This is a genomic window from Bacillus sp. JJ664, from assembly GCF_036962205.1.
GTDB lineage: Bacteria > Bacillota > Bacilli > Bacillales > Bacillaceae_G > Gottfriedia.
This window is the reverse complement of record NZ_JBALMS010000082.1, coordinates 1-11462: the sequence shown is the minus strand read 5'-3', so window position 1 is coordinate 11462 and position 11462 is coordinate 1. Positions and strand designations below refer to the sequence as shown.

The following is an 11462-nucleotide window of genomic DNA, read 5'->3' as shown; positions in this document are numbered from 1 at the left end:
TTCAGGATGCTCGCTTTCCATAGAGCGTGAGCTGAGCCTCCTGGAAAAAAGTAAACAATTCAATTTTATAAATTATTTTCCGATATGTCATTGTAAAATATCAACAATTAACATTAACCTACTCTTCTTTAAAAAAGTAATTCATTATGTTTGAATAAGAAATCATAGCTTAAATCAATATAGATATAGCTACCATTCTCCAATGGGTATGAAAATGTTCTTATTTTTTCACCAGTTTCAATATCCCGATACATATCAGATAATATTCCATGATCGTTTGCTTGCATTTTTAGTATTGTTTCTAAAAAATAAGGCCTCCAGCTCCAATTCCTACCCCTATATTTCTGTTGAAGCTCCCACTGTTCTCCATACAATTTAAATAAGTTAGAAGACTGTTGAAAGCCATCTTCATCACAAATATACATTCTAAAACAAAATGAATTCAATTCGCTAGAAATTTTCAGTAAAAATGCATCCAAATCTGAATTAATTTGATATTTATTAATGGCAACTTCAATTCTTTGGTGAATTAAAGCTGTCATATCTCTTAATGCAATTAATTTTGATTTTTCCCCACGAATATATTTCACGATATCAGTTTTTAATTGTTCACTCTCTTGATTCAGTTGCTTAATCGTAGGTTGTGGAGTACATAAATATGCTCCTTGATAAAATCTTCCACCATTTTTCCATGCATTTCTTAATTGAAGAGAGTCAATGATTCCATCATAATACATTGATGCACCTATTTTCCTAGCAACATAAATGACGGAATGTAATAAATCTTGGAATGATGATGTGTGTAATTGTTGCACCATTTTAAAATCTATCTTGATAATATCAGGTGATAAATAGCGAAGTTTTTCGAGATTTATTAACTTATCATTCACACTATTAATCGCAAATTTAATACCATATGTTTGATAATATGTAATGAGATTTTTTAATTCCTTTTCAAAACCGTAGAATAACTGATGTTGTAAAATAATCACAATATTACTTAACTTGATCCCTTTTGCTTCATATGTTTGGAAAATCGATAGCAAGCTTTCTGGATCATCAGTTAATAAAGCTGAAGGATGACGGTTAATGAAAATACTACCATTAAAATTAGATCGAACAGCTTCTTCTAGAGATTGAATTAATATATGATTGTCTACTTCAAGTAGATAATCATCTGGAACTAAATCATTAGCAAAGAAAAATTCTAGACTATGTATATTATCTAAATTCATTCTTCCTACGACTTCAATTCCTACACAACTTTGTGTATCAGCACCATAAATCGGCTGATAGTAAGGAATGACTTTATCTAAATTACTGATTACATCTAAAGGATCCATAAACTACCTCCTTTTTAGAAAGGATATTGATGTAATGACTGACCTCCATCCATTGTAAAACATGAACCATTAATAAAGCCAGCCTCATCTGAAAATAAATATGCTGCTAGCCCTGCAATCTCCTCAGGTGTACCAAGTCGTCCTAATGGTACACTATTGATTGTTCTTTTTGCTATTTCTTCGGAAACCCATAGCTTTTCTGCACCTCCAGTTCTTTCAATTGGTCCAGGTGCAATTGCATTAACTCTAATACCGTATTTTCTACCCCATTCTACGGCAAGTGTTCTTGTCATTGCTAAAACACCCGCTTTAGCTGAAGCTGAATGAATGACCCCAGGACCTGCGTCCCAAGCGTAAGTTGCAATAATATTTGTCATTGCGCCTTTAATACCTTTTTGAATCATATATTTACCTACTTCTGAGCTACAGTAAAAAGTTCCATTTAATACGATATTTATCACAGAGTTCCAGCCATTGATTGATAAGTCTTCTGCTGGGCAAATAAAGTTCCCCGCTGCATTATTTACTAAAAAATCAATTCTACCAAACGCTGTATCAACTTCATTTACCATTTTTTTAACTAAATCTGGTTCTCTTACATCCATTACGACAGGTAAAACTTGTCCGTCAAATTGTTCAATCTCACTTTTAGCTACAGTTAAACGGTCTAGATCTCTTCCAGCAATAACAACATTTGCGCCATCTTTCGCAAAGCGTGTGGCCATCGCTTTTCCCATACCACTTGAGCCACCAGTAACAATGACAACTTTATTCTTCAATATAGTTCCTCCTATCTCTTTTCTCTAGTGTATCAACATTTATTAATTTTGAGAATATTTTTAACTATTAAACTATTTAATATAATAAGTAGCTTATTTTTCTATTGAAAGAGGTAGTGGTAAATTGTTAAGTAAAACTGTAAAGATTTTCTTGATATGTATTTGTTTGTGCAGTTATGGAATTTTTATAGAACCGAATGTTTTGTTAACAAAGCATTATACGATTTCTCATAAACTAAAACATGAATTCACAATCAAAATAGTTCAAATCTCAGATACACACTTAAGTCATAAAAAAGACATAGATCAATTAAGAAAGATTGTTACGAAGGTTAATAAAATTAAGCCAGATTTTATCGTGTTTACGGGAGATTTAATAAGCGATATACGAAAATTTACTTATCAGAAAGAAGTGTTATCGTTATTAAAAGAAATGAAAGCAACACGAGGAAAATTAGCAGTCTATGGTAATCACGATCATGGTGGCTATTTTACCGAACAATATGAAGCGCTCTTAAAGAGTAGCGAATTTATCTTATTAAAAAACGAAGAAAAGACATTTTATGTTCAAAATGAAAAGATTTCTTTTATAGGTCTTGATGATTATATGTTAGGAAATAAAGCATATACAAAAATACTAAATAGCATACAAAAAGACTCGTATACAATTGTTCTTGCACATGAACCTGATATCGCAGCAATAACAAAAAACTTCCCCATCAATTTACAGCTTTCAGGACATAGCCACGGTGGTCAGTTATATGTACCTTTTTTCCAGTCCTTTCTGATGCCCCCATATGCTAAAAAATACAATCGCGGACTATATCATCTGTCTAATCAATTTGAACGGTATTTAGTCGTATCGAATGGAATAGGTACAACCAAACTACCATTTCGATTTTTAACTCCTCCTGAAATAGTCTCAATCGAATTAAAAAGAGCGCATTAAGACAGTTCATCTTAATACGCCCTTTTTAATTAATAATATTCTTGTTCAATCTCTCTCGGCGTTACTGGTTTACTAAAATAATAACCTTGAGCTTTTAAGCAATGTTTTTTCTTCAAAAATTCGATTTGCTCAATTGTTTCTACACCTTCAGCAATGACATCAATACCTAAAGAATGTGCTAGGCTAATGATTGTTGTTACGATGGCTGCGTTTCGATTATCTTGAACAACTGATTGAATAAAGCTTCTATCAATTTTCAACATATCTACAGGAAAATCTTTTAAATAGCTTAATGAAGAGTAACCTGTTCCAAAATCATCAACCGCGATTTTAATTTTTAAGTTTTTGAGCTTTTGTAAAATTGATGCAGTTTGTTCACGGTTTACCATTGAACTCTCTGTAATCTCAACCGATAAAAGTTCTCCAGGAATATCATAAATTTTCAAACATTCTGAAATATGTTGTTCGATTTCACCAGTATAAAATTGTTTTGCAGATAAGTTAACAGCTACTTTTTTAACATCAAATCCTTGATCTAGCCAAACTTTGATTTGTTTAGCAACTTGTTTAAATACCCAATTCCCTATATCAATAATCAAATGTGATTGCTCAGCAATAGGGATAAACTCACTTGGTGGGATATAACCTAATTTATCATGCTTCCATCTAAGCAGGGCCTCAAGACCAATCAATGTTTGATCATGTAATGATATTTGTGGTTGATATACAATTTCTAATTCATCTTTTTCAAGTGATTGTCTTAATAAGTTTTCTAGATTTAATTTCTTTTGAGTAATCGTAGAATAAGCTTTATCGTAGAAAGAGTAAGATCCACGTTCATTCTCTTTACATGCTAGTAAAGCCCTTTCAGCATTCCTTAATAAAATATCACTAGAATTCCCATCCTTTGGATAAGAACTAATCCCTATCGTAGATGAAATAATTAGTTTTTCATCATAAGTCGGTATTTTAATTGGTACTTTAATTCCTTCGATTATACGTTCAGCTAACTTTTTTATTTTTTCTTTTGACTTCGTTTCGTAAATAATCATAAATTCATCACCGCTGTGACGAATTAGCGGACAACTTTTATCAGTCGTTTTTACAACAATTGATGTGATTCTTTTTGAAACTATTTCAATAATAAAATCGCCAATTTCATATCCGTATGATTCATTAAAAATTTTAAGACGATCTATATTTACAATTAATAATGCAACACCGCTATTTAATATCTCACTATCATGTATTGTTTGATTCATGAGACTTGTATACATATCTCGCTTGTAATAACCAGTCAGTTGATCTCTTTGTGATAAGAAGAATAAATAATTCTCTTTTTCATTTACAGATGTTGTATCTCTAATAATTAAATAAATCCCTTTAATTTCGTCATCTAACATAATTGGGATACATTTGATGTGGCTTTTTAAGTAATGGCCATTTTTATTTACAAGGACTGTATTTTTAATTTCAGTAGATACACCTAGTAAAGTTGAGGTAAGTACTCTATCAAGTTCATCAGAGTCTTTACGATCGATTAAACTAGAAATATGTCTTCCTTTTAGTTCTTTATCTCGATATCCCAAGACATGGTATGTTGACAGGTTTGTTTGTTTTATATATCCATTACTATCAAGCATGAGAATACTATCAAGATTATGCTCAAATAAGGAGCGGTATCTTAATTCATTTTCTAGTTTTTCATTTGTTTCTTCAGTCCACAATGTAACGTCTCTCGTTACGCTGACTATAAATGTACATTGGTCATATTCATCTAATATTGGTGATAATACTGTTTCAAAATATAATTTTTTACCTTCAATTATTAACTGATCGTTATACCATAAAGCTTGTTTTGACCTTTTTGTAATTTGATAGCTTTCAATAAGCTTCTTTGCAATTTCATTTGGCATGACATCTTGGATGGCGTTTCCAATAAAATTTCTATTAAAAAGGTCTGCGTGTTTTATAGCTTGATCATTTGCATAATGATATAAAAAATTATCTCCTTCTACTTTCATGATGAAAAGAAGATCATTTATTGATGTTAGTAAAGCGTTAATCATTGTTTGATCTAAATTTTGAATTTTATTTGTTTTTACAGAAGTGTCCATCATATGCATCCTTTTTTTAAAAATTTAAAGAATCCTGATGAAATATCTCAAATGATGTCATTTTTCCTATTCTATATCCTTACTATATTCCATTTACTATCATGTGAAAATAGGTATTTCAACTTAGGCGAAATATATATAAATAGTTTTACCTAGGTTGGTTACCTAATTTTTTGGGTACTTGCTCAAGTTCGTGACAAACTCCATACACTGTTAACGAAGACTTGAGAGGAGGTTAAGACTTGTATAATCAACATTTTCCACATATTGATCAGCACTACCTATATAGAAATGGTCATGCTCCAGCATACTATTATAACCGAAACGAACAGCGTTTCGTCCCATTTTTCCCACTTTTACCTCTGCTCGGAGGATTAGCTGGAGGTTTTGCTTTAGGTGCATTAGCTTTTAGACCACCATATTATCCATGCTCACCATATGGAGGGTGCCCACCTTACGGACAATTCCCACCTTATGGAGGAGGATTCCCACAATATCAACAACCATATCCACTACCAATTAACTCAAATGCATACTTACCCGGTAACGTACCTGGTAATATAGGCGCATATCCATATTAATAAATAAATGACGTACAAATAAAGGTAAAATGCTAATCGTTTCGAATACTGTTACGGTTAGCTTTATTTTTATTCATCAAAACATTTCTTGATAAATTTTGAAAAAATCTAATCTAAGGATATAATATAAACATATTTATTAATTGGAGGTTATACAGAAGCATGAAACCGAAAGAACCAAGCCTGAATAAACCAGTTTATTCAAATGAAGAAATATTTCAGGCAATATTTGTTGTAAATAAGCATGCTAAGACTGCTTTAGATCCTAGTGAACTTTATTCATTAAAAAGACAAGCTATACTTAAGCTGATTGAAAAAGGGATTGCTAAGAAAGTAGGATTGCATTTTTCAAATAACCCCAGGTCAAGTAAACAACAATCTGATGTATTAATTGCATGTGGAGATTTTTTCTTTCATATCCCACCTTTAAAAGAAGATTTTAAACTTCTTCCACACTTAGGCGTATTAGAAAATTCACATCGAAACCCAAAAGTATCTATGTCTTTAAGCTATGCTAAAAAAATTCTGCATCATTACTTAGGCATCGTAAAGGTTAAAACGAATAGCGATTTGAAGATTGGATATAACCATCGAAGAAATACCCCCGGGCAACCATTCAGACCTTCAGCATTTTTAAGTAATTCGACGTTTACATTTCCAAGTGAACCAATACGTAAAAACAAAGGCAAACTTGATAAGTAACATGCTTTGATTGCCTAGTTACAAACTAAATAAATATATCAAATGGGAATCCAATATATACCTAAATAATAGGTTCTATATTGATTCCCATTTTTATTTATAGGATATGCTTATCAATTAATTGTACAAGTTCACCTATTTCCGGTTTACTTACTTGCGCTGTTGCACCTACTTGATCACCTTTATGTTTTAAGCTGTCTGTAATTAATGAAGAGAAAATGATAATCGGTAATTCACTTAAAACTTTATCTTCTCTGATTTTTCTTGTTAAGTGATGTCCATCCATTTGTGGCATCTCGATATCAGTAATAATTAACTTAACAAAATCAGTTACTTTCATACCACTGTTAATATTACTTGAAATATCTTCAAAAAGATCTTTACCATTTTCAAAGAATACTGTATTTACGTAACCAGCTTCTTTTAAAGTATCTTTAATTAAAGTACGTAGTAAAGGTGAATCTTCAGCTATATAAATAGGCTTCTTAGATACTTCTCTTTGATCTAAATGATTTAATTTTTTCTTAGAAATAGCAGTTTCTTCATTTATTTCAACTACCATTTTCTCGAAATCTAATAAAAGAATCATTTCACCTTTATGTTTTACAACTCCAGTAATTTGCGTTTCTAAACCTTGATACATTTCATTTGGCTTTTCAATTTGAGCCCATGAAATACGGTGAATTTGAGAAACAGTATGAACATGGAATACCATTTTCGTTTTATTAAACTCTGTAACGATATACTTATCATACGCTGGCTCAGTTGATGGAGGAAAACCGATCGCATCCGCCACATTAATAACAGGTAAGACTTCACCTCTTAACTCAATAATCCCCTCAACATTTGGATGAGATCTTGGCACTGGTGTAATTGGCAATGGATTAATGATTTCACGTACTTTTATTACATTAATCCCAAATTTACTTTGGCCAATTGTAAATTCTACGATTTCTAATTCATTTGTACCGCTGTCCATTAAAATTCCATGATTTTGTTCCATGACAGTCAACCTTCCCTTTACTTGAATTTATTTATAAATACTAGTGCAAATTGAATTTTTATAATATAAACCATTCATCCTAACAATTCCATTTGAAAATAGTAAATACAATTAATAGATACTATTCACTTAAATAATCGGTTTATTTTGGTACTTTTTTAATAGAATTATAAATAAAAGTTTGATAGATTAATGATTCTTTACTCATCTTAAAGGAAAATGACTAAATCACTTCTAATTCAATCGGAATTCCTGACTATTTAATAGAAATGAATGATATTTTTTCACCAATTGTACAAGCCTTACATAAGGTAGTAATAGGAGGTGATTAATATGTTTGAAAATAATAATGTAGATGATATATTACGTTATATTGCTGGTTTTCTAGTTTCACTTCAATTATTATTAAAGTCCTTTGGTTTTGAATTTCTTAACAATGAGCTGATTGATGCAGTCGTTAATATAGCATCATTTTTATTTATTTTGTACTTTGGTGCTAAACATAATTATCTTGGAAAAAAAGGACAAGCTCAGAAAGCTTTATTACAGGAAGCTGGATTAGAGAAATCAAAAAAGACAAAATAGTCGTTAATGCTTTCTAAGTGAGTTTAGTTTCATTAAAAAAGAGGTTGTCTCATCATTTACTTTGATATGAGGCGCTTCTTTTTTTAAAATGATTGCGTTGATTTCCACAATAGTCTGCTCGATTTTCATGGGGCGAGAGCTGAGCCTCCTCGGCAGGCCTCCGGGGTCTCAACCTTCCCGCTATTCCCATAGGAGTCAAGCAGTTTTCCGTTCCAATCAAATTCTAGATCATCAGTACATTCAAAAAATACTATTTAAAATATAACAATCATAAAAAAGCAATAACCCCTTCTGTTTAAGTCCATCATTATATATCCCCTATTTGGTGAAACTCTAATTTTGATATTAATAAAGTCATCTTTATCCACAACAGTACATAAAAATCGTCTTAGAATATAAGGCTTGTTGTCTTGCTCTTTCATTGTTTTCCCTCGTGTTCTTTTATTCTCTTCACCCTCGATTAAAATCCTTATCGTTTCACTTTCACTCTCTTTTTTTATTACTTATTACGCATCCCCATTTTCTCTTTGAAAATTCTTGTCATCATACTATTAAACCTACTTTTTTTCAATTTCATTCTAATATTCTCTTTTTTTCACCATTAACTGATTCAAATTTTAAGAAACGTTAATACTTTGTTAAAGATTGTAGAATTATTTTAAATCGGATTAGTAGGAAAATTTTAACTGTTTATTGAATCTTCTTAAAACACATATTTTTCAGGAGGATTACAAATGTCAGTAATTTTAACAAGTAAGGACATTTCTAAAAAGCTAAAAATTGGTAAATCTCTAGTGAGAGAAATCAGTAAACAATTAGAAAAAGAAGCTTATCAGTTTACTAAAAATCAAAATACACGCATGTACTCAGTAAAAGATTATAGACTGATTCAATTAGTACTAGAGAGCTATGACAAACATCAAAATCTTCCTTTGGCCGTACAAAACGCATTATACAATCACATACAAAATGCAGAAATGACATATGAAGAAGTTCCTTCAACTCAGCAATCTATTGATGGAACTGTTCACTTTGAAACAGTATCAAATAATATTGATCTTACTGAGCAAATTGAGGATTCCACATATACAAATGAAGTGATTAGCAAAACTGAAGTTTCTTTAAACAATAATGAATCCGCTAATTCAAACGATGAATCCTTACATAATAACAATGTTGAAGTTGAACATATCGAGGATCAACTTGAAGAATCATCTAGCATCCTTAACATCGCTGTGCAAAACGAGGTTCATTCGAATCATTTTGAATCCACTGATCAAACCGACCTACCTTCTATTCATGAAGAACTTGTTGCAGATTTACAAACGACTAAAACTAGTGAAGAAGTCTCCAAGGATATCGTTTCGATTTCTTCAAGTAATGAAGAAGTTGTTCATCAAATGTCTTCGAATAATCTGGTTGAACAAAAAGAAGTTCACCAGGAACAATTACAGAATTCAATGGAGCAATTAGATATAACTAGTGAGTACAATACCGTTCATAACGAAACGATACATCATTCGTTTGAAACTGCTATGAATAAGACAAATTTAGAACAAATTGATATTCAAGCAGATTCGCATAAATTAGTTGATTTACATGCAGTACCTGACTCTAATCAAATTATGTTTGAAGAATTCATGTCTCAAATATCAAATTTAGCTAACCAAAATGAGTTGATATTGCAACAAAATCAGACGTTAATTCAACAAAATCTATTGAAAGATCAAAAGCTTGAAAAGATACTGCATTCAGTAGAAGAAAAAAGCGAAGAACTTCAAGAACTTGCATCGGTTATTGAAGAAAAAGATGAAAAACTTGAACAAATGTTTGAAGAGATACAAGTAAGAGAAGTTAGCCGTGATGCACAACTGATGAGAATGATCAGAGAAATGCAAGAAACTAAAAAAATGGTAGCTGCTTCGAAAGATAAAGATTGGAAAAGCTCTTTAAAATCCTTTTTTATCAAACCAAAAGCAATTAAATAAATAAAAAAGAGAAGGATTTCCTAGTCTCAGTCTAGTAAACTAATTTTTGTACTTAGTTTACACACTGAGAGAAGGAGCTCCTTCTCTCAGACTGCCAAACGCTCGCTTTCTTGTGGTGCTCATTACCGTCATAGGTAACTCCGCTCCTCATCGGGCTCCTGAGCCTCGAAAGACAAACGTTGTCAATCAGTCTGAATCTCTTATTTTTTATACTTTGTCTACATCCATCTCTATAATTCCTCAGTATTCTCTTCTTCCATATGATAGGCTGGTAATAAAATATGTACTTCTGTACCTTTTCCTTCTTCACTTAAATATTCTATTGTACCTTTATGTGCTTCAATGATACTGAAGGTTACCATTAACCCCAGACCTGTTCCTTTTTCTTTTAAAGAGTAAAATGGTTGACCTAATCGATCTAATTGACCTCTCGACATTCCAACTCCATTGTCTTTCACTACAATCCGGATATATTCACGATCTCTCATTTTTTCTATGCTTGCTTCAATTTTAATATATCCTTTTGTTTCCTTTATTGCTTCTACTCCATTTTTTAATATATTAATAATGGCTTGTTTAATCTTTGCTCTATCACCAATCGTAAACATTTTTTCTGTCACATTAACTTGTAGAAATGCACCTTGTAGTGAAGCATACGTAGACATTAAGGTTGTCACTTCATTTAGCTGCTCAGTCATGTTAATAATTTTTTTCTCTTCGATTTGAGGTCTTGCAAGATTTAAATAATCGGAAATAATATTTTCTGCTCGGTCTAATTCTGTTAAGACAAGCTTCATATATTCTCTATTTGTGCCACTCTCTTGATTTTCAATTAATTGTATAAATCCTCTTACAACGGTTAATGGATTTCGAACCTCATGTGCTACACTTGCCGCAAGTTCACTTACCATATTTAATTTCTCAGATTTTTGCATTTGAACTCGAATTTCTGCGTTTTCAAATAAAAACTCTCTTAAATACACATGGAATAACATCGTAATCGTTAAAACAGTAAAAAATATACAAACTGAAAGGATTGTTTGTTCTGATTGATATTCTTTTACTCCATTAACTGTAGCTTCATAATACAACAAACAAATAATACAGATTGCATATAAAATTGGCATTAATATACTTAAAGCAAATTTTTTACGTCTTGAAAAACTCACCCATTGTGGCGATACAATCAATGGTAAAATACATGAAATGAGTTCAAACGGAAAGCATTTCAATACTGAGATATCATAAAGTAAATACATAAATAAAGGTTTAGCAAATATAACGATGATCCCAATAACTCTACCACCATATAAAATAGCTGAGTACATTAATAAAATACTAAATGTGATTGCCATACTATCACTAATTTGAATTGGATAGATTAAACAAATAAAAATATTTAAAAGGGATAATAA

Annotated in this window: 10 protein-coding genes; 5 read left to right on the top strand and 5 right to left on the bottom strand. The window is 31.3% G+C overall.

The features are described from left to right. Positions 1 to 128: 128 nt before the first annotated feature. Both V7056_RS14155 and fadH read right to left on the bottom strand, forming a co-directional pair. Positions 129 to 1343 carry an EAL-associated domain-containing protein gene (locus V7056_RS14155; protein WP_499702930.1) on the bottom strand — a complete coding sequence of 405 codons (1215 nt, stop codon included), beginning with the start codon at positions 1341 to 1343 and terminating at the stop codon, positions 129 to 131. 14 nt (positions 1344 to 1357) lie between these two features. Beyond that, entirely contained in the window at positions 1358 to 2122 is a 765-nt protein-coding gene (fadH, locus tag V7056_RS14150) for a 2,4-dienoyl-CoA reductase (protein ID WP_499702929.1), read from the bottom strand. A 124-nt stretch (positions 2123 to 2246) separates the two neighbouring features. Here fadH and V7056_RS14145 point away from each other — a divergent pair, with 124 nt between their 5' ends. Continuing rightward, the gene (locus tag V7056_RS14145) at positions 2247 to 3071 is read left to right on the top strand and encodes a metallophosphoesterase (RefSeq protein ID WP_499702927.1); all 825 of its coding nucleotides are present in this window, start codon (positions 2247 to 2249) and stop codon (positions 3069 to 3071) included. Positions 3072 to 3100: 29 nt separating this feature from the next. Here the strand turns inward: V7056_RS14145 and V7056_RS14140 are convergent, their stop codons facing one another. Further along, the gene (locus tag V7056_RS14140) at positions 3101 to 5188 is read right to left on the bottom strand and encodes an EAL domain-containing protein (RefSeq protein ID WP_499702925.1); all 2088 of its coding nucleotides are present in this window, start codon (positions 5186 to 5188) and stop codon (positions 3101 to 3103) included. 242 nt (positions 5189 to 5430) lie between these two features. Between V7056_RS14140 and V7056_RS14135 the strand changes: the two genes are divergently transcribed. Together V7056_RS14135 and V7056_RS14130 are read left to right on the top strand one after the other, a co-directional pair. Further along, on the top strand, positions 5431 to 5769 hold the full coding sequence (locus tag V7056_RS14135) for a hypothetical protein (protein WP_499702924.1): 339 nt from the start codon (positions 5431 to 5433) through the stop codon (positions 5767 to 5769). Positions 5770 to 5931: 162 nt separating this feature from the next. Beyond that, positions 5932 to 6471 (top strand): YkyB family protein, encoded by a 540-nt coding sequence (locus V7056_RS14130; protein WP_499702923.1) that lies wholly within the window; start codon positions 5932 to 5934, stop codon positions 6469 to 6471. A 97-nt stretch (positions 6472 to 6568) separates the two neighbouring features. On the opposite strand, the gene V7056_RS14125 is transcribed toward V7056_RS14130, so the two are convergent. After that, positions 6569 to 7474 (bottom strand): chemotaxis protein, encoded by a 906-nt coding sequence (locus tag V7056_RS14125; RefSeq protein WP_499702921.1) that lies wholly within the window; start codon positions 7472 to 7474, stop codon positions 6569 to 6571. A gap of 333 nt (positions 7475 to 7807) precedes the next feature. On the opposite strand from V7056_RS14125, the gene V7056_RS14120 reads away from it, so the two are divergent. Then, positions 7808 to 8059, top strand: a complete 252-nt coding sequence (locus V7056_RS14120; protein ID WP_499702919.1) for a phage holin — start codon at positions 7808 to 7810, stop codon at positions 8057 to 8059. A gap of 734 nt (positions 8060 to 8793) precedes the next feature. Further along, positions 8794 to 10047, top strand: a complete 1254-nt coding sequence (locus V7056_RS14115) for a DUF3967 domain-containing protein (protein ID WP_499702918.1) — start codon at positions 8794 to 8796, stop codon at positions 10045 to 10047. 230 nt (positions 10048 to 10277) lie between these two features. Here V7056_RS14115 and V7056_RS14110 read toward each other — a convergent pair. Continuing rightward, positions 10278 to 11462: ATP-binding protein (locus V7056_RS14110; protein ID WP_499702916.1), on the bottom strand; the 1185-nt coding region annotated here is incomplete at its 5' end.